The organism is Plantactinospora endophytica (assembly GCF_016862915.1).
Lineage (GTDB): Bacteria > Actinomycetota > Actinomycetes > Mycobacteriales > Micromonosporaceae > Plantactinospora > Plantactinospora endophytica.
Map to the genome: position 1 here is coordinate 99089 of NZ_BONW01000042.1, position 22593 is coordinate 121681.

The following is a 22593-nucleotide window of genomic DNA, read 5'->3' on the forward strand; positions in this document are numbered from 1 at the left end:
CCGCGACGTCCGTACCGCCAAAAGTTCTCCCCCGGCCCATCTGGACGACCCGGAGACATTCATGGATGACCCTAACCGGCGGCCCGTGCCGCGTCGGTGGACGGCTGCCGCACTGGTGGCCGCGCTGACCGCGTTCGTGCCGGCCTGGTCCACCACCACCCCCGCCTCCGCCGCCCCCGACCACACGTCGGGAGCTGCCGCGTCCGCCGAGGACGCGCTTACCCTCTGGTACGACGAACCGGCCGCCGACTGGGAGACCCAGGCGCTGCCGATCGGCAACGGTGCACTCGGCGGCATGGTCTTCGGCCGCGTCGCCGCCGAGACCGTGCAGTTCAACGAGAAGACCCTCTGGACCGGCGGCCCCGGCTCGGCCGGCGGCTACAACTTCGGCAACTGGACCTCGCCCCGCCCCGGCGCGATCGAAGAGGTGCAGCGCCTGATCAACGAGCGGGGCCGACTCAGCCCGCAGGAGGTGGCGAGCCGGCTCGGCCAGCCGAAGAGCGGCTTCGGGTCGTACAACACGTTCGGGGACCTGTCGCTGCGGCTGACCGAGGACCCGGGCACCGTCACCGACTACCGCCGCGAGCTGAACATCGGCCAGGCGGTCGCCAAGGTCTCCTACACCGACGACGGGGTGCACTACACCCGGGAGTACTTCGCCAGCCAGCCGGACGGCGTGCTGGTGGTGCGGCTCAGCGCCGACCAACCCGGCAAGATCGGCTTCACCACCGGGGTGACCGCACCGAACAACCGCTCGAAGAGCGCCACCGCCAGCGGCGGCCGGATCACCTTCGCCGGCACCCTGAACGACAACAAGCTGAAGTACGAGTCGCAGATCCAGGTCAGCGCCGACGGCGGTACGGTCGCCGACGGCACCGACGGCACGGTCACGGTGGCCGGGGCGAACTCCGCCACGGTGCTGCTGGGGGCCGGCACCGACTACGCGGGCACGTACCCGACGTACCGGGGAGCCGACCCGCACGCCAAGGTCACCGCGACGGTCGACGCGGCGGCCAGGAAGTCCTACGCCGCGCTGCTCGCCGCGCACACCGCCGACCACCGGGCGCTCTTCGACCGGGTACGCCTGGACATCGGCCAGACCATGCCGGCCATCCCGACCGACGAGCTGCTGCGGCAGTACCGGGGCGGGGCCTCGGCGGCGGACCGCGCGCTGGAGGCACTCTTCTTCCAGTACGGCCGCTACCTGCTGATCGCCTCCTCCCGGGCCGGCTCGCTGCCGGCGAACCTCCAGGGCGTCTGGAACAACGTCACCAACCCGCCCTGGGACGCCGACTACCACGTCAACATCAACCTCCAGATGAACTACTGGCCGGCGGAGACGACGAACCTGTCCGAGACCACCGCCCCGTTCTTCGACTACGTCGACGCGATGGTGCCGCCCGGCAAGGTCACCGCGCAGCAGGTGTACGGCAACCGGGGCTGGGTGGTGAACAACGAGACCAACCCGTACGGCTTCACCGGCCTGCACAACTACCCGCAGTCGTTCTGGTTCCCGGAGGCGGGCGCCTGGCTGGCCCAGCACTACTACGAGCACTACCGGTTCACCAAGGACGACAGGTTCCTCCGCCAGCGGGCGTACCCGCTGATGAAGGAGCTGGCGCTGTTCTGGCTGGACGAGCTGGTGGTCGACCCGCGTGACGGCAAACTGGTGGTCTCGCCGAGCTACTCGCCGGAGAACGGCGAGTTCACCGCCGGTGCGTCGATGTCCCAGCAGATCGTCTGGGAGCTGTTCACCAACACCATCGAGGCGGCCGGGATCGTCGGCGGGGACAACGGGTTCCGCGGCGAGCTGCGCGACGCGCTGGCCAAGCTCGACCCGGGCCTGCGGGTCGGCTCCTGGGGTCAGCTCCAGGAGTGGAAGGAAGACCTGGACAACCCGAACGACCAGCACCGGCACGTCTCGCACCTGTTCGCCCTGCACCCGGGCGCGCAGATCACCGCGCTGGACGACCCGGAGCTGGCCGCCGCCGCCAACGTCTCGCTGACCGCGCGCGGCGACGGCGGTACGGGCTGGAGCAAGGCATGGAAGATCAACTTCTGGTCCCGGCTGCTGGACGGGAACCACGCGCACAAGATGCTCGTCGAGCAGCTTCGGCAGAGCACCCTGGCGAACCTCTGGGACACCCACCCGCCGTTCCAGATCGACGGCAACTTCGGCGCGACCGCCGGGATCGCCGAGATGCTGTTGCAGAGCCAGAGCGGTGACGTACACGTGCTGCCGGCGCTGCCGAGCGCGTGGAAGGACGGCGCGGTCAGCGGGCTGCGTGCCCGGGGCGGGTTCACCGTCGACACGAAGTGGTCGGCCGGGGCCGCCACCGAGATCGCGCTGACCGCCGACAAGACCGGCGAGGTGACGGTGCGGAGTCCGCTCTTCGCCGGGCCGTACGAGCTGGTCGACGCGCGTACCGGCAAGAAGGTCAACGCGAAGGCGAAGGGTGACCGGCTGACGTTCGACGCCCGCGCCGGCCACCGGTACGTCGCCACCGCCCAGGTCGGCTTCGCCATCGACGCTCCGGCGACGCTGGACACCGACCAGGCCGGAACGGTCTCGGTGACCGTCTCGGCGCTCGGTGACAAGAAGGTGGCGCCGTCGGCGCTGAAGCTGGCGCTGCCGGCGGGCTGGGAGGTCCGGCCCGGTCAGGTCCAGGTGCCCAAGCTGTGGCCGGGCGACTCGCAGACCTACCGGTTCACCGTCACGCCGAGCCGGGAGGCCGCAGCGGGACCGAACCGGGTCGAGGCGCGGCTGACCTCCGACAAGTGGCGGGCCACCGCGAGTACGTCGATCGCACTGCCGGTGCCGCCGCCGTGCGCCCGGCCGGCTCCGGGGGTGCCGTTGGTGGCCTGGGACCCGGTCTCCGGTGACACGGTGGCCGACCGCTCGCCGAACGGGCGGACCGCGACGGTGCAGACCGGCGGCGCGTACGTCGCGGCCGGGCCGACCGGCAGCGCGCTGGTGCTGGACGGCAACCGGTTCCTGCGTACCACCGCGCCGACCACTCTCGGGTACGTCGAGAAGGCGACGTTCGCGGCCGAGGTCAAGGTGACCACCAGCGGCAGCTACCGGCGACTGTTCGACTTCCAGCCCGGCGGCGACCCCGGTACCGACGGCATCCTGATCGACCTGACCCCGAGCAACCAGGTCCGGTTCATCGGCTCCGGCACCGGCACCACCAGCAACGCCACCGTGCCGACCGGCCGGTGGATCGACCTGGTGATCACGATGGACGACGACGGCAACATCGTCGTCTACGTCGACGGCCAGCAGGCCGGCACCGCCAAGGTGCCGGACGGCGGCATCGTCGGCTGCGCCACCCGGGAACTGCGGTTCGCCGCCGACCAGGGCGGCGGCCAGCGGCTGACCGGCGAGGTCGACCGGATGGCCATCCTTCCGGAGGCGCTTCCCGCCGACCAGGTCACCACCTGGCAGGCCCGCGCCTTCGGCTGACCCGTCAGACGTTCCTCTCTTCCCCCTCCGCCGCCCGGCGGGCCGACCCTCACCGGTCGCCCGCCGGGCGGCGCCATTTCCGCAGCGATCCTCACCCCTTGGCGGCGGATGCGGAGGTACCGCCCCCGGAGCCCACCGTTCGACGCAGCGGCGGGGCAGCCGGTCCGGCGCCGAGGAAGTTCCGGCAGGCATCCACCGATCGGTTGATCGGCGTACCCACCCCGGCCCGCGCCGGCCGGAGCCACCTGGTCGATTCGACGCCGGGCGGCGGACGGCAGGCTTCCGGTATGGCAATCATCGAGGTGGACGGCCTGGTCAAGCGGTACGGCGGACACACCGTGGTGGACGGGGTGAGCTTCGCCGTCGAGCCGGGCGAGATCTTCGGCATCCTGGGCCCGAACGGGGCCGGCAAGACCACGACGGTCGAGTGCGTCGAGGGGTTGCGGACCCCGGACGGCGGCACCATCCGGGTCGGCGGCATCGACCCGCAACACGACACCGGCGAGCTGCGACAACTGCTCGGCGCGCAGTTGCAGGAGAGCGAGCTGCCCGACAAACTCCGGGTCGGCGAGGCGATGGAGCTGTTCAGCTCCTTCTACCGCGGCCCGGCCGACTGGCGGGACCTGGTCGACACCCTGCGGCTCACCGGCAAGCTCGACACCCAGTTCCGACGCTTGTCCGGCGGGCAGAAACAGCGGCTGTCGATCGCGCTCGCGCTGGTCGGCAACCCGAAGGTGGCGGTACTCGACGAGCTGACCACCGGCCTCGACCCGCAGGCCCGCCGCGACACCTGGGACCTGATCGAGGACGTTCGCGACCGGGGCGTGACGATTCTGCTGGTCACGCACTTCATGGAGGAGGCGGAACGGCTCTGCGACCGGCTCGCCGTGATCGACTCGGGTCGGCTCGTCGCGCTCGACTCCCCGGCCGGGCTGGTGGCGAGGGTCGACGAGCGGCAGCGCATCCGGTTCCGGCCGTCGGCGCCGCTGGACCACGCCGTGCTGACCGCGCTGCCCGAGGTCACGGCGGTAGAGCGGGCCGGCAGCCAGCTCGTGGTGACCGGTACCGGAAACCTGCTGCTCGCGGTGACCACCGTGCTGGCCCGCAACCAGGTCGTCGCCGCCGACCTGCGGATCGAACAGACCTCGCTGGAGGACGCCTTCGTCGCGCTCACCGGCCGCCCCTTCGAAGCCTGAGGAGACCATCGTGTCCGCGCTGTCCCGGCTCACCGTCACCGAAACCCGGCTGTTCTTCCGCGAACCGATGATCGTGTTCTTCGCCCTCGCGTTCCCGCCGATCCTGCTCGTCGTCTTCGGGGCGATCCCGTCGTTCCGGGAACCCGACCAGTCCCTCGGCGGCCTGCGGGTGATCGACCTGTACGTCCCGATCGTCGTCGCGATGAGCCTCGCCCTGTTCGCCCTGAACAGTCTGTCCCAGCTCTTCGCCACCTACCGGGAGAAGGGCGTACTGCGACGCATGCGGACCACTCCGGTGCGGCCGGCGATGATGCTGGGTGCGCAACTGCTGATGTCCACGATCCTGTCCGTGCTCACCATGGCGGTCGTACTGGCCGTCGGCCGGCTGGCGTTCGACGTACGGCTGCCTCGGCAGTTGCCGGCGTACCTGCTGGGCTACGTGCTGGCCGCGCTGGCGATGTTCGCGATCGGTCTGCTGGTCGCCGCACTCGCACCGACCGGCAAGAGCGCCGGCGCGATCGGGACCGTGCTCTTCTTCCCGATCGTCTTCTTCGCCGGCCTGTGGATTCCACGCGACAGCATGAACGACGTGCTGCGGACGATCAGTGACCTGACCCCGCTCGGCGCGGGCGTGCAATCATTGCAGGACGCCACGGCCGGTCACTGGCCGCAACTGCTGCACCTGGCGGTGATGCTGGCGTGGACGGTCGTGGCCGGCGGGTTGGCCGCCCGGTACTTCCGCTGGGAGTAGGTCGTGAGCATCGAGGCGGAGCTGCGGGCCGAGTTCGACCGCTGGGAACGCAGGGAGACCACCACTCTCAAGGCGCTGCCGTACCTGCTGCTGGCGGCCAGCAGCCTGCTCACGCTGTTGCAGCCGACCTGGGACATGCCGCTGCACGTCCCGACCGTCCTCGGGCTGATCCTCACGGCCACGCTCTGGTTGCTCTTCTTCCACACCCTGCACCCCGAATGGCACGAGAACGCCCCGCTGATGGGCCTGTACTACGCGGGCCTGATGGTGCTGGCCGCCGGCCTGGTGGCGGTCGCGCCGTTCTTCACCCTGTTCACCTTCGTCGGCTACCCCCAGGCGATCCAATACCTGGTCGGCCGCTGGCGTTACGTCGGCGTCGCCGTCACGGCGACGATCTCGGCGGTCGGTTACCTGGGTGGAGCCGCCAACATCGTCGACGGGGCGTGGCGGGAGTGGATCGCCGTCAGCATGATCAGCATCGTACTGGCCGAGGCGTTCTTCTACTTCGCGGTCCTGTCCGACCAGCGCAACCTGAAGCAGAAGCAGGCGCTCGCCGAGTTGCACGAGGCGAACGCCAAACTGGAGGCAGCGCTGGAGGAGAACGCCGGCCTGCACGCCCAACTGCTGGTCCAGGCCCGCGAGGCCGGGGTGCTCGACGAGCGGCAGCGGATCGCCCGGGACATCCACGACACCCTCGCCCAGGGGCTGGCCGGCATCCTCACCCAGCTCCAGGCCGCCGAGCAGATCCTGGCCGCCGAGCAGGCCGACGATCCGTCGGCGTCCCGCCGGCACGTGACGAACGCGATGAACCTGGCCCGGGAGAGCCTCACCGAGGCCCGTCGGACGGTGCACGCGGTGGAGCCGGCGGTGCTCGCCGAGGCCCGGCTCCCGGACGCGATCAACGACGTGGCCCGGCGCTGGGCGGAGGTGCACCACGTCGAGACGGTGTTGACCACCACCGGCGACGCCCGACCGATGCACGCCGACGTCGAGGTGGCACTGCTGCGTACCGCGCAGGAGGCGCTCGCCAACGTGGCGAAGCACGCCCGAGCCAGCCGGGTCGGCCTGACACTGTCCTACATGGAGGATCTGGTGACGCTCGACGTACGGGACGACGGGGTCGGGTTCGAGCCCGGTGCCAGGCGGGCCAACGGCTCGACGAACGGCGGGTTCGGGCTCGCCGGGATGCGGCAGCGGGTGCAACGGCTCGCCGGCCGGTTGGACATCGAGTCCGAGCCGGGTGGCGGTACGGCGATCTCGGCGGCAGTGCCGGCCATCCCCGCCGGAGGTGCGGATTGATCTCGCTGCTGATCGTCGACGACCATCCGGTGGTGCGGGACGGTTTGCGGGGCATGTTCAGCGCCGACCCCCGGTTCGAGGTGCTCGGCGAGGCCGGTGACGGCGCCGAGGCCATCGCCGCCGGGGAGCGGCTCCGGCCCGACGTGATCCTGATGGACCTGCGGATGCCGAGGACCGACGGGGTCACCGCGATCAAGGAACTGGCCAGCCGTGGCGTGCCGGCCCGGATCCTGGTGCTCACCACGTACGACACCGACAGCGACGTGCTGCCGGCGATCGAGGCCGGCGCCACCGGGTACCTGCTCAAGGACGCGCCGAGGGACGAGCTTTTCCGGGCGGTCGAGGCCGCCGCGCGCGGACAGGCGGTCCTCTCCCCCGCCGTCGCGACCCGGCTGATGGGTCAGATCCGCCAGCCGGCCTCGGAGCCGCTGTCCCAGCGTGAGCTGGAGGTGCTGGAGCTGATCGCCCAGGGCTCGACCAACCGCGAGGCCGCCAGGCAGCTCTTCATCAGCGAGGCGACGGTCAAGACCCACCTGCTGCACGTGTACGCGAAACTCGGCGTCAACGACCGGGCCGCCGCCGTGGCGACCGCCTTCTCCCGTGGCTACCTGACCCCGCGAGGCTGACACCCGGCGGGCCGGTCCGAGGGCGTAGGTCCAGCGTGCGGGGCCGGAAAACGCGCGCGTCAGGATGGTCCCGGGATATCTTGACCGCCATGGACACGGTCGTCGACGTTGGCTGGTGCCAGGCGCTCCGGACGCTCCTCGACCGGGCCCATCTGGTGACGCCGAGCGGGCTGGCGGCGTTGGTGGCCGAGGCGGCGGGTCCGCTGGGGCTGCGCCCCACGATCTGGTTGATCGACTACGAGCAGACCTCGCTGCATGCCATGCCCGTGGCGGGCCGGGAGACGCCCGGGCCGATACCCGTGGACGGTTCGCTGCCGGGCCGGGCGTTCGCGTCCGTGGTGTCCCTGTACGTCGGCGGCAGCGGTACCCAGGCCGGCCGGTGGTGGGTGCCGGTGGTGAACGGCACCGAACGGTTCGGGCTGATCGAGTTCACCCCGGTCGACGGGACGGACGGGCAGGGCCGCGACTTCGTAACCCGGTGCGAGCTGCTGGCCGGCCTGGTGGGCCATCTGCTCGGGACGATCATGACGGGTGGCGACGGCATCGAGCAGCTACGTCGTACCCGGCCGATGTCGGTCGCCGCCGAGCTGCTGTGGCGACAACTGCCACCGTTGACGTCGAGCACCGAGGCGGCGGTGGTGACGGCGATCCTGCAACCCTGCTACGACGTCGGCGGTGACGGCTTCGACTACGTACTCGAGAACACCGGCGCCTGTCTGCTGGTGCTGGACGCGATGGGTCGGGGCTTGGGCGCGGGGTTGGCCTGCGCGGTCGCCCTGGCGGCGATCCGGGCCACCCGCCGGGCCGGTCGAGGCCTGTACGACCAGGCCCGGGCCGCCGACGCCGCGCTGCTCGACCAGTTCCAGGACGCCCGGTTCGCCACCGCGGTCCTCGCCGAACTCGATCTGGAGACGGGACGACTCCGCTACGTCAACGCCGGCCATCCGGCACCGCTGCTGCTGCGCGGCGGGCGGCTGGTGCGGCAACTGTCCGACGGTCGCCGGATGCCGCTGGGCGTCGACGACCCGTCGGTGGAGGTCGCGGAGGAGTCACTCGAACCCGGCGACCGGTTGCTGCTCTACACCGACGGCGTCACCGAGGCACGCGCGGACGGCGGTGAACGGTTCGGGGTGGACCGGCTGGTCGACCTGACCGAACGCCACGCCGGCTCCGGCCTGCCCGCCCCGGAGACGCTCCGGCGCCTCGCCCACACGGTCACCGCCCACCAGGGCGGGCCTCCCGCGGACGACGCCACGCTGATGCTGGTGGAATGGTCTGCCACGGCATCGCACCGAACGGTGCCGGGGGCCCGCCAGGTGATCCGCGACGACGAGGGACGTTCATGACAGACGACGAGATCCTGACGGTCAGCCGCGCCGACACGACGGGGTCGGTTCCGGTCCTGGCGGCGGTGGGCGAGATCGACCACGACAGTCGGGACATCCTCCGGGAGGCCGCGGATCTGGCGCTGCGCGACGGCGGTAGCCGGCTCGTCATCGACCTGGGCGACGTCTCGTTCTGCGACTCCGGAGGTCTGGGACTCTTCCTCGAACTGCACCGGCTCACCACCGCCCGTGGCGGCGCCCTGCGGCTGGCCCGGGTACCACCACCCGTCCAACTGGTCCTCGGCGCGACGAACCTCGACCGACTCCTGCACCTGGAGCCGACCGTCGAGGACGCGGTCCGCGCGTTCCGTTGACCCGAGCGACACCTGTGCCGTGCCCTGCGGTGGGCGGTCAGGAGTCGGGTGTGCGGGCGGCGGCGGGAGACGGATCGCGTGCGGGATAGCCCAGCAGTTCGACGAGGTCGCCGGTCGTCGCGGTGAAGACCTCGTGGATGTCGTCGTCGAAGTGGTTGCGCCAGTCGCCGGCCGCGCCTTTCCGGTAATGGGAGACCGATCCGGCTCCCTCCCCGCCACCGCGCATCTTCGAGAAACTGTACCGGGAGAGCAGGGCGGTCAGCTCGGCTGGCGGAATGGATATCCCGCAGTGCCGCATCATTTGGTCCACCTCCTCCGCCTGCCGTTCCCCGGTCAGGTCCTCGTAGCGGAACAGGCGGATGGCGTCCGTGTTCGGAGCGGTCGCCCAGGACCGGAGGGTCCGGAAGGTGCCTCTGCCTTCGAGATGGTCGATGACGTGCAGCAGCCCGTCCTTGACCGACTTCTCCCGCAGCACGCTGCGCACCTGCGGCACGTCGCCCATCGCGGTGTGTGAACTCCGGTAGGAGAAGTAACCGGAGACGACGATGTCGCGCGGGTCGCGGAGGATGAAGACGGCCCGGTAGCGGTCGGGCTTCGGGATGTTCATGAAACCCTTGTAGGAGACGAAGAGGGTCGAGACCGCACGGTCACGCGGCAGGGGCTGCGGATAGCGCCACCGGTAGGGGCGCGGGTCGTACGGCAGTAGACCGGAGTGCCGGTAGACGACGGGATCGCTCAACAGGGACTTGATCCATTGACTGGCCGTCTTGCGTGTCGTGCAGTGGAAGACGTTCTCGAACTCACTCCGCGTTTCCACCGGAACCGCGAGCCGCAGTTTGGCATTGCGAGCCGCACACATCACCCGACGCGCGACCACCCGCGCGGAGTTGGGGGTGTGGTGCTTGGTGAATGTCAGGGCACGCCTCATCATCGCCTAAACCTCTCCTTACCTGGACGGTCGGGAATACACCGCTGGGCAGTCGAGCAGTTGTTCAGGTGGTGCGGGTCGGGTGGCGGCCGGCCACTGTGGGGGTACCTCATTCCTCCGGCCGCCAACGTTACATCGGTAACATCGCGTTCACATATCGACCTGCATTGCCGGCCTTCGGGCCGGTCCCCGCGCCAGCCGTGGACCGCCGACAGCGGGACAGGTACGCCGGGGTAGTTTTCGATCATGGCGGACTGGGCGGCGCGTCGGGCCACGGCCACGGACGTGCCGGCGATCGCCGAACTGCGGGCCGTGGTGCTGCGGGCGGACCTGGAGCGACTCGGACGGTACGACGAGCAGCGGGTACGGCAGCGACTGCGGGCGGGGTTCGTGCCCGAGCACACGTCGGTGATCGAGGTCGGCGGCGAGTTCGCCGGCTGTGTGTCGCTGCGCTCGGCCGAGGACGCGCACTGGCTGGAACACTTCTACCTCGCCCCGCGCTTCCAGGGCAGGGGCATCGGGGCAGCCGTGCTGCGTGGACTGTTGGAGCGGTGCGACCGCGCCGGCGTCCTGGTACGCCTGAACGTGCTGCACGGCAGCGCGGCCCGGCGGCTCTACGAGCGGCACGGGTTCACCGTCGAGACCGAGGATCCGGTCGACGTCTTCATGGTGCGGGAGCCGGCCCTGGATTCGACGTCCCCGGAGATCGACGCCTGAGCGACAACTCCACATCGGATGGTGTCAGCCTGTCCCGTCTGGACGGGACGGCTACGGTGTCGACTGGGCGGATCACCGGTCGTGATGTCGTACCGGTGAAGGACATTGCCTGTCGGCGGGCCGGTCCGGCGGTGTCACCGCGACGCCCCGACTGCCCAGGCCGCTGCCCACGCTCATCTACCCGACCGGCGCTCCGGCACAGAGGCACGGCGGACGACCCCGGCCGTAGCCGCCGGTGACCGGCTCCGCCGCCGGGTCCGCTGGCCGCACGCGGCGCCGGGGGCCGGTGGCTGTCAGCTGGCCAACTCGGGCACGGAGACGACCTGCGAGCGCAGCGGCGTCAGTGCCGTGGCGATCTCGGCGATGTCCTCGCCCGACACACCGAGGTCCGCGAGGGTACCCGCGAGGTGCGCCACCACGGCGTCGAAGGCACCGTCGGTGATGTCCAGTCCGGCGTGCGCGGCAGTCATGTCCCGCCCGGCGTAGATCTCCGGACCGCCGAGCGCCGCGGCGATGAACGCCCGCTGGTGGGACTTCAGTCGATCGAGCTCCACACCCGCGAAGAAGGGCTTGAGTTCCGGATCGGCCAGTACCCGCGAGTAGAACTCCTCGACGGCGGCCCGTACGGACTCCGCCCCGCCGATCCGGTCGTAGATGCTCATGGCGCCTCCGTCTCAGGTGCTGCCGATGCAACGGGTCTACGTCGTGGGCGACGGTAGGCCCGGTGCGTTGCCCGGTCGTTGTTGCTCGGCAACACCGGCGATACGAGGGCCGCACACCCGCACCGGGCGAGTTGTGAGGACTTCGCATGATTCCTCCCCGAGCTGCTCGGCTCGGCCGAGCGCGTCGGGGCAGGCCGTCCGCTCAGTCCAGCAGCTCCACGGAGTCACCGACGCTGACCGTACGACCCTCGGGGGCGGCTTCGCCCGATTCCGCGCGTACCGTCATCTGGAGACCGAAGCGGAGCTTCTGGTCGATGTTCCGCCGTGCGGCGAGCGTCCGCAGCGGCTCCCGGCCCCGCTCCCCGGTCTCCTGGTCGATCGTCGCGACCACACAGCGGACACACTCTTCGGCACCCTGGAACACCGCACCGCCGATCCTGACCCGCCGGGCGACCCAGTCGGCCTCGACCCAGGGCGCGGCACCGCTGATCACCACGTTGGGACGGAACTGGACGATCGGCAGCGGCCCCTCGGTGCTGCCCGACTCCAACAGCCAGCCGTTGAACGCGTCCAGCGACGCGGTGTTGGCCAGCAGCAGTGGCGTACCGTCGGCGAAGCTCACCTCGGCGCCGACGCCGGCCGGAACCTCCCAGGGAACGAGGTTGCGGGCGGGGTCACTGAGCCAGACCAGCCGGGCGCTGCGCCCCAACAGCCGCTTGAGCCAGTCGTCCGCCTCGGGGCCGGCGGCGCGTACCGGTGAGAGTGGCCGGTCCCGGTAGACCTGTACCTCGATCGCCTCGCCGTCGGTCGGTTCGGCCAGATCGAGCGGAGCCATCCCGGGGGCGTCCAGGGTCAGCCCACCCGGCCGGGACACCGCCCTCATCGCCACCAGCTCCCGGTGCTGGTGCTGGGACAGGCCGAGCCCGTGGTCGTCCACGATCAGCCAGCGCCGGTCGCCGTCCAGGCCCCACGGCTCGACCCGGGCCGTGGCGCGGTCCATCCGGTGACACCCCTTCACCGGGTACGTGTATATCGAGGTGACTCGCATCCGGTCAGGATGACACGACGTGGCGTGACGGGGGTAACGTCGCGTCGGCGGTTGCCGTCACCGGCCGACCCGATGCCGTTACCGGCGACGTCCCACCGCACGACGACTACGACGAAAACGCGCCTGCGGGACTTCTGTTGGTGCTGCACGGCCCACCGGCCGAGGGGTAGCCCGTCGTGCTCACGCGTCGGCAGCGAGTCGGTCCAGCGGAACGTCCCATACGGACAGCCGCAAATCTGGTCCGCCTCCGATCGCCAGCCGCAGCACGCCGTCGCGTTCGGTCGAATCGGCCCACGCCACGGCGATCACATAGTTCGAGCTGAAGTTGGCGGGCCGCTCCAGGGCCCGGATCGGGTCGACGACGCGGCGCAGCGTGCCGCGCTCCCCGTCCCAGACGTGCACCCGGTTGCCGAGCAGATTGGCACCGGCCAGCAACATCCCTGCACCGGCTCCCGGGGATGCGATCCAGTCCAGCGACGAGGCCTGGACGACGACATCGGTCGGATGCGTACCGTCGAGTTCGTCGCGGAGCACGTGCCGGCACTCCCAGGTTTGCGCATCCCAGATCCGTACCGTGCCGTGGTCAGCGCCGGCGGCCAGCAGCAGCGTCCCGTCGGGGCGCGTCGCCCAGGCCAGGGAGATCACCGACGCATCGCACCGCAGGACCTGACGGCACTCCCCCGAGTCGACATCCCAGATCCGCACAGTGTGGTCGTACGCGCCGCTTGCGAGCAGCACTTGGCCATCGTTCGTCCTGGCGCCGGCCACGGCCGTCACGTACAACGAGTGGCCGGTCAGCACCCGCCGACACCTCCAGGAGCCGGCATCCCAGACCCGGACCGTTTGGTCGTAGCTGGCCGTTACCAGGAGCGACGCCCCGGGCCGGTCAGCTATCCAGGCCACCGACCGGATCCGCTTGAGACGGGCTGGTGGGCGCCTGAACCGGCGGAGCAGCGGGATGCCCGAGGGGCGGCCCTGGTAGTCGTCACCGGCGACGAGCACCCGGCTGCACTGCCAGGTGTCCGCATCCCAGAGCCGGACGATGCCGTCGTCGTCGCCCGTCGCCAGCAGCAGCCCGCCGCCGGGTGGCTCGACCCATCGAACGGACGCCACCGGGCGGTCGTGGTCGGCGAGCACCGCCACGCACTCCCACGAGTCGGCATCCCAGATCCGAACCGTCTCGTCATAGCTGCCGCTCGCCAGCAACAACCGACCATCCGAGCGTCGTACCCAGTCCACCGACCACACCGCGCCCCGGTGGCCGTCGAGTGCCCGCCACGACTCCTCCATGACCAAGGGAGCGTAACCGGGTCACGGCATCGGTTGGGTACCCCCGGCGACGGATGATTCACCAAGGGCCGTTGCAGGAAGCGCTATGTCAGGGACGAGCTTGGTGTGTGGATAGGGTGGCGCCGTGGCGGAGTCGGTAGGCACGGGCTACGACGGTCTCTCGTCCCGCCTGGTTCCGGAAATCGAGCTGCGGGCGTTCCTGCTGGACTGCTTCGGGATCGACGAACCCGAGTTGTTCGTCGGTCATGCTGACCGGACCGCCGAGGATCTACGGAACGTCCCGCCGGACGTGGTGTTCGCCGCGTTCTTCACCTACTGGCAGGTCTCCGGCCACTTCGCGATGGGCTTCGACCTCGGCATCGAGGGCAGACTGGTCGATCGGGTCGGCCGGCGGGAGTTCGCCGAACGGTTCGCCATCCGCTTCGACGCGAACGTGTTGTACGGCGACACGGAGCCGCCAGGGCTGTGGACGGTGATCCTGAACGACGGCAGTCGCGTGCTCGCCGCGATGGACGAGGAAGACGAGCAATACCTGCTCTACGCTGCCACGGCACCGGTGCCCGGGCTACCCGAGGTCCGCGTACGCGAGGACCTCTGGCAGCTCCGATGAGCCTCCGCCAGCCAGCTCCACATGTCCCCGGACCACCTCTCGGTGCAGCGTGGTGCGGCAGGCCCAGGGCTGCGTACAACGCGTAAACGCTGACACCGGTTACCGGTTGGCGACGCTACCGGCACTTCCGCCGGTCCGGTGGGCCGGGCTCGCAACCATCGGTGGCCGACGACGGGCAACGCGAAGCCAAAGCTTTCCGGGAGGTGTTCCGGAAAGCGTCCGAGTTGTGGGCCGACGTCACGCCCACCAGATCATGCGGAGCCGCGCGGCGTTAGCGTAACCGCACCTCGGAGCTGCCGGGACCGCGTCCCGCACATCGACTGGCGTCCGGAAAGCTTCCGGAACTTATTGACGTTCCTGAAAGTCCGCTGCGATACTTTGATCTATTGCGGTCGATGCGAGGCACCTGGTCAAGGTATGAGGCAGCCGTCCCGCTCACACCCACAGGTCCGGACTGGACGACCGCGCCGTCCGTGCCCCGGCTCCCACGGCCGACACCGTACGTTCGGCATCCACCACCCCAGGAGGAAACCGCCATGTTCGGCAAACTCGACAGGCCCCGGCCACCGACCACTCCACGCCGGCTCGGCCACATCGCCCGACTTGCCGTCGTCGCCACCACCGTGGCGACGACCGGCGTCGCCGTCGCGGTCGTCGCGTCTCCGTCCAGCGCCGCCGCCTGCAACGGTTACGTCGGCCTGACCTTCGACGACGGGCCGACCGGCAGCACCAGCGCGCTGCTGTCCGTGCTGCGCAACAACGGCGTACGGGCCACGATGTTCAACGTCGGGCAGAACGTCCAGAACAACCGGTCGGCGGCACAGGCGCAGGTCTCGGCCGGCATGTGGGTCGCCAACCACAGTTGGAACCACGCCCACATGACCTCGATGAGCCAGAGCCAGATGCAGTCCGACCTGTCCCAGACGAGTTCTGCGATCCAGTCGGCGACCGGCGTCCGACCGCAGCTCTTCCGGCCGCCGTACGGGGAGACGAACTCCACCCTCCAGTCCGTCGCCTCGTCGCTCGGCATGCGTCAGGTGATCTGGGACGTGGACTCCCAGGACTGGAACGGCGCAAGCGTCAGCCAGATCGTCTCCAACGCCGGCCGCCTCCAGGCCGGCCAGGTCATCCTGATGCACGACGGGATCCAGAACACCCGCGACGCGATCCCGCAGATCATGGCCAACCTCACCAGCCGCAACCTCTGCCCCGGCATGATCTCGCCGTCCACCGGCCGCGCGGTGGCCCCCGACGGCACCACCCCGCCCACGACTCCGCCCGGCGGCAACCCCACCACCCCACCGGGCGGCGGCGGTTGCAGTACGTCGGTGACCCCCGGCACGGTCTGGGGCGACCGGTACAACACCACGGTGACCGTCAGCGGCGCCAGCAACTGGACCGTGGTCGTCGCCGTCACCTCGCCGCAGTCGATCACCACCACCTGGAGCGGCAGCGCCAGCCTGAGCAGCAACAACACCGTGCTGACGATGCGCTCCAACGGCAGCGGCAACACCTTCGGCTTCACCACGATGATGAACGGCAACTCCGGCGCCCGACCACAGGTCAGGTCCTGCACCGCCGGCTGACACCTCGCCACCCGGCCGAGTACCGCCCTCGGAACCTGCCGGGACGCCGCCCGGCTCGGCCGGGGCAAGGGAACATCCGAGCCGAGCCGGGGGTGTCCGGCGACAGGGACCAGAGCCTCGTCGCCGGACAATCCCGGGCCAACGCCTACCCGTCGGAGTCACCCTCCACCTCCGGCGACCCGGATGCGGACGCGGTGGCCACACCGGCCCGACGCGGAAGTGCGGCGGCCGGAGAGCCGGGCAGGATCAACCCTTCACGGCTCCGGTCAGCCCGCCGACGATCCGGCGCTGGAACAGGCTGAAGAAGAGCAACGCCGGGAGCATCGACAGCGACGTGAACGCCAGGACCTTGGCCGTGTCGACCGAGTACTGCGAGGCGAATGCCTGCACGCCGAGCGGCAGGGTGAAGGTGTCCTCTCGGTTGAGGATGAAGAGCGGCAGCAGGTAACTGTTCCAGCTCGTGATGAAGGTCAGGATGGCCACGGTGATGACGCCCGGTCTGGAGAGCGGCAGCACCATGCGCCAGAAGAAGCCCAGTCGGCTGCAACCGTCCATCGACGCCGCCTCCTGGATCTCGTTCGGGATGGCACGTACGAACGGGACGAGGATGATGATCGTCATCGGGATGGCGAACCCGATCTGCGGGAGGATCACCCCGGGCAGCGTGTTCATCAGGCCGAGGGTCCTGACCAGGATGTAGAGCGGTGTGATCGCCACGGTGAGCGGGAACATCAGACCAGCGGCGAACAGCGAGTACATCGCCCCCCGTCCCCGGAACCGGTAGCGGGCGAGGATGTAGCTCGTCATGAGGCCGAGCGTGACCACGCCTGCGGTGGTGCATCCGGCGACGATGCTGGAGTTCACCACCTGACGCCAGAACACGTCGCCGGTCAGGACGTCGAGGTAGTTGCCGAACTGCCACGGACTCGGCCATCCGGCCGGGTCGGTGGTGATCTGCGCGTTCGTCCGGAAGCCACCGATGACGATGTAGACGATCGGTGCCAGCATCGCCCCGATGAGCAGCAGCGCGACGAAGTACACACCCGGGCTGCCCCACGCCGCCTTCCGGCTGGCCCTGGTTGCCCTGCGCGCTGCTACGGCAGTCGCGGCCATCAGATCCTCCCCCCGGTGATCGCGCCCTCGGTGTCACGGCGCAGGACAAACCGTTGGTAGAGCAGCGCCGCGACGAGCGAGATGAAGAACAGGACCACGGCCACGGCGTTGCCGTACCCGTACTCCCCCGCGATGCGCCCGTTGGCCACCATGTACGTGGCCATCGTCGACGTTCCTGCCGTCGACGCGACGTACTGGCCCCAGATGATGTAGACGAGGTCGAACAACTGGAGGGCACCGATCATCGACAGGAACGCCCAGATGCGGATCGTCGGCCCGAGCAGCGGCAGCGTGATACGGCGCTGGATCTGCCAGTAGGACGCCCCGTCGATCGCCGCCGCCTCCATCAGCTCGTCCGGGATGCCCTGCAACCCGGCGAGGAAGAGGATGACGGCGAAGCCGATGTACTTCCAGGTGAGGATGCCCATGAGGGTCCAGATCGCGGTCTCGGGGTCGGAGAGCCACTCGTTCTGCAACCAACCGAGCCCGACGCTCTGGAGGAAGGAGTTGACGGCGCCGCTGCCCTGCAACATCAGGCTCCAGCCGGTGCCGACGACCACCTCGGAGATCACGTAGGGGATGAAGACGAGTACCCGGATGAGGGTCTGGCCCCGCATCTTCCGGTTCAGCAGCAGTGCGAGCAGTACGGCGGCCGGTCCCTGGATCACTAGCGACAGGACGACGATCACGGCATTGTGCTGTAGGGCGTCGACGAACGTGCCGTCCTGGAAGATCAGCACGTAGTTGCGCAGGCCGACGAACTCGGTGGGTGGACCGTAGCCCTGCCAACTGAAGAACCCGTAGTACGCGGCCATGGCCACGGGGAAGATGACGAAAGACAGGAACACGATCAGCGTCGGCCCCGTCATCAGCGCAATTTCCAGCCGGGCGGGCCACCCGATGCCCTTGCGTGCACGGCGCCCGGTCGGGGGCGACGCGACAGGCGCGTCACCCCCGACCGTCGTCAGCCCCACCGACCGGTTCTCTACGAGCTGTACGCTCTCGCGGTCTGTATCGAACATGACGTACTGGTCTAGGACCTCTTGGCGGCGGTCTTGACCGCGTTGACGATGTCCTCGGGGCTGCCCTTGCCCGCCAGCAGGTTCACCACGGCGGTGTTGAGGGCGTTTCCGACGTTCTGCCCGTAGACCGTGTCGAGCCACTGCGAGACGAACGGCGCCTTGCTGTAGGCCGCGAGCACGGACTTCAGATGCGGCTCGGTCACCACGCCCTGCGCCTCGCTGTTCACCGGCGGCGCCTGGAACGCCTTGTAGTAGGCCTCCTGCACGCTCGTCTGCACCATGAAGTTGAGGAAGGCGGTGCACGCCGCCTTGGGAGCCTTCGCGGAGCAGGAGTAGCCGTCGACGCCACCGAGGATGGCGCCGGGCTCTCCCGCGCCGCCCTCGATGCTGGGGAACGGGAACCAGTCCAGGTCGGGAAGCGGCTTCTGGTCCGGCGTCAACGAGCCGATGACACCCGGATTCCAGGCGCCCATGAGTTCCATCGCCGCCTTGTGGTTGGCGATGAGCCCGGCCGAGCTGCCCGCGCCCTGCTGGGCCGACGTCGTCAGGAAGCCGTTGTTGAACGGCTGCGTCGCGGCGAAGCGCTGCACGTCCTGGCCGGCCTTGAGCCAACAGGGGTCGTCGAAGGTCATGCTCTTGGCGGTCTCGGTGACCGTGCTGGTGCTGCACTCGCGCAACGCGAAGAAGTAGTAGTAGAAGGCGGCCGGCCAGGCGTCCTTGGCCCCGAGGGCGATCGGCTGGGTACCCGTGGCCTTCAGCTTGTCGACCGCGGTCTGCAAGTCGGCGAGCGTGGTCGGCGTCTGGGCGATGCCGGCCTTGGCGAACAGGTCCTTGCTGTAGAAGAAGCCGCCGGGCAGGACGGCCACCGGCATCGCGTAGACCTTGTTGTCGATCGTCTGCGCCTTGAACGAACCCTCCGAGACCACCTTCTTGGTCGCGTCGGTGATCCCGCCCGTGATGTCCATAAGCTGGCCGGCCTTGACCATCGCGGCCATCTTGCCGCCGCCGCGCTGCATGAACACGTCCGGGGCGTCTCCGGAGTTGAGAGCGGTCTGGAGCTTGCCGTCCAGGTCCTCGTTCTGGATCGACTGGATCTCGATCTTCACGTTCGGGTTCGCGGCCTCGAAGTCGGCGACGGTCTTCTCCCAGAAGGCCCTGCCGGGCCCCGTCGTGGCGTTGTGCCAGAAGCTCATCGTGGCATTGCCGCCGCTACCACCGTCGCCTTCCGAGTCCCCGCCACCGCAGGCGGCTGTTCCCAGGACACCCATCGCCAGAACTACCGACACCGTCAGTAGTTTCGTTGCCCTCATCAACCCTGTCCTCTCTGCCGGATGTGCCCAGACGAGGCTCCCTCCGGGCGAGCGGAACGGCCGGTCCCGGTTGTCCGCGGCGGACGCGAGGCTGCCGTTCCTCCTGTCGACAGGCGCCGGTCCGGCGGCCGGACCGCAGCCACTCACGGTTGTCACTAAGTCCGTCGGACGTCACATCTGCTGTCTATCGACGCGCAAAGATTCGCAGACCAGACCGAAAAATACAAGACACGTTTCTGAAACTTCCAAGACCCACGGAAGCCCTGCGTAGCGACACCATCGCAGCGCGGGACACCAGCGCCGCCGCGCCCTCCTCCGAGGTGAAGCGACCGTACGACGATGCACACCGCCAGCGCAGCCGACCCGCGCACCACATCCCGGGTAGTCCATCGCGTTCGCTTATAGGCAATATGTCAAAACGTATACCCGAGGCCCGTCAGGTCTTGTATCGGAGAAGTTCCGGAAATGCTAGGGTGCCCGCAACCGCTGCCGGGTCCGTGGCGAGGGTCGGTCACGGCCGGGCACTGCTGCACCTGACCTGGAGTAGGACGACAGCAGTGCCGCCGTGGCCGAGTTGCGCCCGCTCGACTCGGCCGTCGACGTCCAGCGGGCCATCGCGCTCGGCGCAACGGCGGCCGGCACGGGTTGCGGCGGCGACGGAATTACGGGGTCTCCGGAGCGGGCAGATCATCCACCTGAAGGGTCCCGTACGCCGGCCGGTGCAGGCCGCGGTGCTCGCCGTCCCGCCGGTACTCGTCCTGCTGGTGCTCTTCGGCGACGGCCCGCCCGTCGAGGCGGAGGTGGCGCGGCTTGATCTGACCAAGGCGGAGTACGACATTCTCGCCGTACTGCGGTCGCCGGGAAAGCGCTATCGGCTGCGTCCGTCGGTGCTGACCCAGCGGCTCGTGCTGACCTGTGGTGGCACCAGCAACGTGCTTCGTCGCCTCGCCGTCGCGGACCTGATCGAGCGCGACCCCGATCCGTCCGACGCGCGTAGCTCGTGGGTACGGCTCGCGGCGAGCGGGGTGAGCCTGGCCGAGGAGGCGGTGCGCGCCGCCAGCGCCGCGCGGGCCGCCGCACTACGCGGCGTGGCACCCGCACACCACCCGTGCTGCCAACGAAGCCCTTCGGGACGTGCTGGTCGCGCTCGGCGATACGGCGACGTAGGCCGCGCGACATCCTGATGCCGGCGCGCCAACCGTCACTGAGACACCGACGGATCTGCCTGCCGATCAGCACGAATGCGCTCGAACAACTCGACACGCGCGAACACCCCGGCCCCCGATAGAGAACCTGCCGGGGTGGTCGCCGTTCGACCTGCCCGAATCAGCTAGCGCAACGCCTGATCGCGCGGCTGTGCACGCCGGAACCGGTGCGCGAACCGCGCCAGCAGATCAGCCAGGCCCGCCCGCAGCCCGCCGACCGTCAGTGGCAGTGCTGTTGAGGCTGTGCGCCGACCGGCCCGACTCCTGGCCTGGTCCATTGCGGCACGGGTCGGCCGTCCCTGCGCCACCTGGTGTAGCTGGGTTCCTGCGGCCAGCCCTCCGGTGAGTCCTCCCAGACCTCCTGCCGGCCGTAGACGGTCATGTCGAGCAGTTTGTGCGACGACATGATCGCTTCGACGCCCCGGCCGGTCGTCTCGTAGGTCAGGAAGAATCGGTCGTCTCGCCGGAGGAAGCAGGCGATCTCGCCGCCGCCGGCATAGGCGGGGTCGTCGATGCCGTGCGTGGAATACCACGGGTGCGGGTAGCCCATGAAGTCCCGGAATGGCGCCAGCTCTTCGTAGGGCCCCTCGCAGAAGACCGCGAAGGAGATGCCGCGTTCCTCGAGGTAGGCCGCGTTCTGGAAGTCCCAGATGCTGGCCGTGCAGCCTTCGCACTGATCCTCGAACGGCTTTCCGAGGTGCCACATGTGCCGGTAGACGACGAGTTGGTCACGGCCGGCGAAGATGTCCTGTAGTGGTGTCGGGCCGTGCGCTCCGATGAGCGGGATCGGAGTTACCTCGGTCATCGGCAGGCGCCGCCGGGCGGCGGCTATCGCGTCCCCCTCGCGGGTGTGCGCCTTCTCGCGGACGAGCAACGCCCCGCGCTCGCGGAGCCAGGTCTCGCGGTCGACGACCGGAGGAGCAGAGGTCGTGGTCTGGATGATTGCCATGTCGATATCCTAAGCATAGTGTGCACTTGCTTGACCATAGCTAGAGGAAAGGCAGTGAGACGGTCATGCCGACCAAGCGGACCTTTCGAGACCTCGGCGACGCCTGCCGGGCCGCGAACGCTCTCGACCTGGTGGGCGATCGATGGACGCTGATCGTGGTGCGTGAGCTGATTCTCGGGCCCAAGCGGTTCACCGACCTGCAGGAGTCGGTGCGTGGCATCACCCCGGCCGTTCTCACCGACCGGCTGCGGTCGCTGCAGGAAAACGGGATTGTCGAGCAGGTCGTCCTCTCGGATCTGGCCCGCACCCGCGCGTACGTCGCGACGGACTGGGGACGCGAGTTGGAGTCCGTCCTGGGATCGCTCGGGCGTTGGTACTCCGCCGGCCCCGACCCGAGGACGGACGGCGGCATGACCCCTGACGGAACGATCCTCGCCATGCGGACGATGGTTCCGGAGGTGCCCGGCGAGGTGCCGGTCCTGGCCCTCCGCCTCTACGACGGCCGGCGCTCCGACCCGCCGATGTGCGACTACCGGGTTGCCGCGATCGACGGGCGCCTGGACGTCCGGGCGGTTGTCGCCACGGAGCCGGCGGCGACGGTGACCGCAGAGTCGACGGTCTGGAGCAGCCTCCTCTTCGAGGATGTGCCACTCGCCCAGGCCGAGCGCGACGGGACCGTACGCGTCGAGGGCGACCGGGAGACAGTCGTACGGATCCTGCGCCTCTACTGCTGAGCAACGTTGGCGTGCGGCCGGGAAGCTTGGCTCCGGTCAACAACCCGTCGCCGCGCGACGTGCGATCAATCATCGACGGCTTGCCGCAGGGCTACTCGTCGAGCACGGGTGGGTTGGTAGTCGAACCAGTCGAAGGCGGCTTCACCTGCGGTGACATACATCCCGATGACGGCTGGGTCGGTCCAGCGCGTTTCCGATCTGCTGCCAGTGCGCGAGGTCGAGGCTGTGGAACACGGAAAGTCCGGGGAACTACTCGAAGCTTGAACACACGAGGTAGCAGTCCGGGCCGTACCTACACACGCTGGGATCGCGGAAGAATCCAGGGATCACGGGATTGTCCAGGGACATTACGACAACCGCCCTTCGACGCTTTCAATCGCAC

The 22593-nt window shown here is 69.4% G+C and carries 20 protein-coding genes and 1 pseudogene; 12 read left to right on the top strand and 9 right to left on the bottom strand.

Going from position 1 to position 22593, the window contains the following annotated elements; translation table 11 throughout:
- Nucleotides 1–61 precede the first annotated feature (61 nt).
- The 7 genes from Pen02_RS35390 (at nucleotide 62) to Pen02_RS35420 (ending at nucleotide 9037) form a co-directional block, all read left to right on the top strand.
- Nucleotides 62–3466 (top strand): glycosyl hydrolase family 95 catalytic domain-containing protein, encoded by a 3405-nt coding sequence (locus Pen02_RS35390; protein ID WP_203870547.1) that lies wholly within the window; start codon nucleotides 62–64, stop codon nucleotides 3464–3466.
- A 287-nt stretch (nucleotides 3467–3753) separates the two neighbouring features.
- Complete coding sequence (locus tag Pen02_RS35395) at nucleotides 3754–4662, top strand: ABC transporter ATP-binding protein (protein WP_203870548.1); 909 nt, start codon at nucleotides 3754–3756, stop codon at nucleotides 4660–4662.
- A gap of 10 nt (nucleotides 4663–4672) precedes the next feature.
- The gene (locus Pen02_RS35400; protein WP_203870549.1) at nucleotides 4673–5413 is read left to right on the top strand and encodes an ABC transporter permease; all 741 of its coding nucleotides are present in this window, start codon (nucleotides 4673–4675) and stop codon (nucleotides 5411–5413) included.
- Nucleotides 5414–5416: 3 nt separating this feature from the next.
- Nucleotides 5417–6712, top strand: coding sequence for a sensor histidine kinase (locus Pen02_RS35405; protein WP_239141822.1), 1296 nt, complete (start codon nucleotides 5417–5419; stop codon nucleotides 6710–6712).
- A complete protein-coding gene (locus Pen02_RS35410; protein ID WP_203870550.1) occupies nucleotides 6709–7338 on the top strand; it encodes a response regulator in 630 nt (209 codons plus the stop codon). The genes Pen02_RS35405 and Pen02_RS35410 overlap by 4 nt, the downstream gene beginning before the upstream one ends.
- Nucleotides 7339–7427: 89 nt before the next feature.
- Nucleotides 7428–8684, top strand: a complete 1257-nt coding sequence (locus Pen02_RS35415) for a PP2C family protein-serine/threonine phosphatase (RefSeq protein WP_203870551.1) — start codon at nucleotides 7428–7430, stop codon at nucleotides 8682–8684.
- The gene (locus Pen02_RS35420) at nucleotides 8681–9037 is read left to right on the top strand and encodes an STAS domain-containing protein (protein WP_203870552.1); all 357 of its coding nucleotides are present in this window, start codon (nucleotides 8681–8683) and stop codon (nucleotides 9035–9037) included. Before Pen02_RS35415 ends, Pen02_RS35420 begins: the two co-directional genes overlap by 4 nt.
- 37 nt (nucleotides 9038–9074) lie before the next feature.
- On the opposite strand, the gene Pen02_RS35425 is transcribed toward Pen02_RS35420, so the two are convergent.
- Entirely contained in the window at nucleotides 9075–9968 is an 894-nt protein-coding gene (locus tag Pen02_RS35425) for a sulfotransferase domain-containing protein (RefSeq protein ID WP_203870553.1), read from the bottom strand.
- Nucleotides 9969–10211: 243 nt separating this feature from the next.
- On the opposite strand from Pen02_RS35425, the gene Pen02_RS35430 reads away from it, so the two are divergent.
- On the top strand, nucleotides 10212–10682 hold the full coding sequence (locus Pen02_RS35430; RefSeq protein WP_203870554.1) for a GNAT family N-acetyltransferase: 471 nt from the start codon (nucleotides 10212–10214) through the stop codon (nucleotides 10680–10682).
- A gap of 293 nt (nucleotides 10683–10975) precedes the next feature.
- On the opposite strand, the gene Pen02_RS35435 is transcribed toward Pen02_RS35430, so the two are convergent.
- From Pen02_RS35435 to Pen02_RS43110, 4 genes and pseudogenes are all read right to left on the bottom strand, one after another.
- Nucleotides 10976–11344, bottom strand: a complete 369-nt coding sequence (locus Pen02_RS35435) for a group I truncated hemoglobin (RefSeq protein ID WP_203870555.1) — start codon at nucleotides 11342–11344, stop codon at nucleotides 10976–10978.
- A gap of 202 nt (nucleotides 11345–11546) precedes the next feature.
- Nucleotides 11547–12392, bottom strand: coding sequence for an MOSC domain-containing protein (locus tag Pen02_RS35440; protein ID WP_203870556.1), 846 nt, complete (start codon nucleotides 12390–12392; stop codon nucleotides 11547–11549).
- A gap of 180 nt (nucleotides 12393–12572) precedes the next feature.
- On the bottom strand, nucleotides 12573–13535 hold the full coding sequence (locus Pen02_RS35445) for a WD40 repeat domain-containing protein (protein WP_239141824.1): 963 nt from the start codon (nucleotides 13533–13535) through the stop codon (nucleotides 12573–12575).
- A 30-nt stretch (nucleotides 13536–13565) separates the two neighbouring features.
- Nucleotides 13566–13682, bottom strand: a pseudogene (locus Pen02_RS43110) (hypothetical protein); the annotation flags it as partial.
- 124 nt (nucleotides 13683–13806) lie between these two features.
- On the opposite strand from Pen02_RS43110, the gene Pen02_RS35450 reads away from it, so the two are divergent.
- Complete coding sequence (locus Pen02_RS35450; protein WP_203870558.1) at nucleotides 13807–14292, top strand: hypothetical protein; 486 nt, start codon at nucleotides 13807–13809, stop codon at nucleotides 14290–14292.
- Nucleotides 14293–14828: 536 nt separating this feature from the next.
- Nucleotides 14829–15878: a polysaccharide deacetylase family protein gene (locus tag Pen02_RS35455; protein WP_203870559.1), complete on the top strand. Its 1050-nt coding sequence runs from the start codon at nucleotides 14829–14831 to the stop codon at nucleotides 15876–15878.
- A 246-nt stretch (nucleotides 15879–16124) separates the two neighbouring features.
- Here the strand turns inward: Pen02_RS35455 and Pen02_RS35460 are convergent, their stop codons facing one another.
- The 3 genes from Pen02_RS35460 to Pen02_RS35470 all read right to left on the bottom strand — a co-directional run bounded on the left by Pen02_RS35460 (nucleotide 16125) and on the right by Pen02_RS35470 (nucleotide 19206).
- The gene (locus tag Pen02_RS35460) at nucleotides 16125–16991 is read right to left on the bottom strand and encodes a carbohydrate ABC transporter permease (protein WP_203870560.1); all 867 of its coding nucleotides are present in this window, start codon (nucleotides 16989–16991) and stop codon (nucleotides 16125–16127) included.
- Complete coding sequence (locus Pen02_RS35465; RefSeq protein WP_239141826.1) at nucleotides 16991–17860, bottom strand: carbohydrate ABC transporter permease; 870 nt, start codon at nucleotides 17858–17860, stop codon at nucleotides 16991–16993. The genes Pen02_RS35460 and Pen02_RS35465 overlap by 1 nt, the downstream gene beginning before the upstream one ends.
- A 164-nt stretch (nucleotides 17861–18024) precedes the next feature.
- On the bottom strand, nucleotides 18025–19206 hold the full coding sequence (locus Pen02_RS35470) for an extracellular solute-binding protein (protein WP_239141827.1): 1182 nt from the start codon (nucleotides 19204–19206) through the stop codon (nucleotides 18025–18027).
- A gap of 836 nt (nucleotides 19207–20042) precedes the next feature.
- Between Pen02_RS35470 and Pen02_RS42240 the strand changes: the two genes are divergently transcribed.
- Nucleotides 20043–20507: a MarR family winged helix-turn-helix transcriptional regulator gene (locus Pen02_RS42240; protein ID WP_239141829.1), complete on the top strand. Its 465-nt coding sequence runs from the start codon at nucleotides 20043–20045 to the stop codon at nucleotides 20505–20507.
- 241 nt (nucleotides 20508–20748) lie between these two features.
- On the opposite strand, the gene Pen02_RS35480 is transcribed toward Pen02_RS42240, so the two are convergent.
- Nucleotides 20749–21477: a DUF899 family protein gene (locus Pen02_RS35480; protein WP_203870563.1), complete on the bottom strand. Its 729-nt coding sequence runs from the start codon at nucleotides 21475–21477 to the stop codon at nucleotides 20749–20751.
- 65 nt (nucleotides 21478–21542) lie between these two features.
- On the opposite strand from Pen02_RS35480, the gene Pen02_RS35485 reads away from it, so the two are divergent.
- Nucleotides 21543–22211: a winged helix-turn-helix transcriptional regulator gene (locus tag Pen02_RS35485; protein ID WP_203870564.1), complete on the top strand. Its 669-nt coding sequence runs from the start codon at nucleotides 21543–21545 to the stop codon at nucleotides 22209–22211.
- The last annotated feature ends 382 nt before the right edge of the window (nucleotides 22212–22593 follow it).

Bases quoted from the DNA above. Each gene is read 5' to 3' on its own strand.
- Pen02_RS35435 (WP_203870555.1), bottom strand. From the start codon at position 11,344: ATGAGCATCTACGACCGGATCGGCGGGGCGGAGTCCGTACGGGCCGCC.
- Pen02_RS35420 (WP_203870552.1), top strand. From the start codon at position 8,681: ATGACAGACGACGAGATCCTGACGGTCAGCCGCGCCGACACGACGGGG.
- Pen02_RS35425 (WP_203870553.1), bottom strand. From the start codon at position 9,968: ATGATGAGGCGTGCCCTGACATTCACCAAGCACCACACCCCCAACTCC.
- Pen02_RS35395 (WP_203870548.1), top strand. From the start codon at position 3,754: ATGGCAATCATCGAGGTGGACGGCCTGGTCAAGCGGTACGGCGGACAC.
- Pen02_RS35485 (WP_203870564.1), top strand. From the start codon at position 21,543: ATGCCGACCAAGCGGACCTTTCGAGACCTCGGCGACGCCTGCCGGGCC.
- Pen02_RS35390 (WP_203870547.1), top strand. From the start codon at position 62: ATGGATGACCCTAACCGGCGGCCCGTGCCGCGTCGGTGGACGGCTGCC.
- Pen02_RS35465 (WP_239141826.1), bottom strand. From the start codon at position 17,860: ATGACGGGGCCGACGCTGATCGTGTTCCTGTCTTTCGTCATCTTCCCC.
- Pen02_RS35460 (WP_203870560.1), bottom strand. From the start codon at position 16,991: ATGGCCGCGACTGCCGTAGCAGCGCGCAGGGCAACCAGGGCCAGCCGG.
- Pen02_RS35430 (WP_203870554.1), top strand. From the start codon at position 10,212: ATGGCGGACTGGGCGGCGCGTCGGGCCACGGCCACGGACGTGCCGGCG.
- Pen02_RS35470 (WP_239141827.1), bottom strand. From the start codon at position 19,206: ATGAGCTTCTGGCACAACGCCACGACGGGGCCCGGCAGGGCCTTCTGG.
- Pen02_RS35455 (WP_203870559.1), top strand. From the start codon at position 14,829: ATGTTCGGCAAACTCGACAGGCCCCGGCCACCGACCACTCCACGCCGG.
- Pen02_RS35415 (WP_203870551.1), top strand. From the start codon at position 7,428: ATGGACACGGTCGTCGACGTTGGCTGGTGCCAGGCGCTCCGGACGCTC.
- Pen02_RS35480 (WP_203870563.1), bottom strand. From the start codon at position 21,477: ATGGCAATCATCCAGACCACGACCTCTGCTCCTCCGGTCGTCGACCGC.
- Pen02_RS35440 (WP_203870556.1), bottom strand. From the start codon at position 12,392: ATGCGAGTCACCTCGATATACACGTACCCGGTGAAGGGGTGTCACCGG.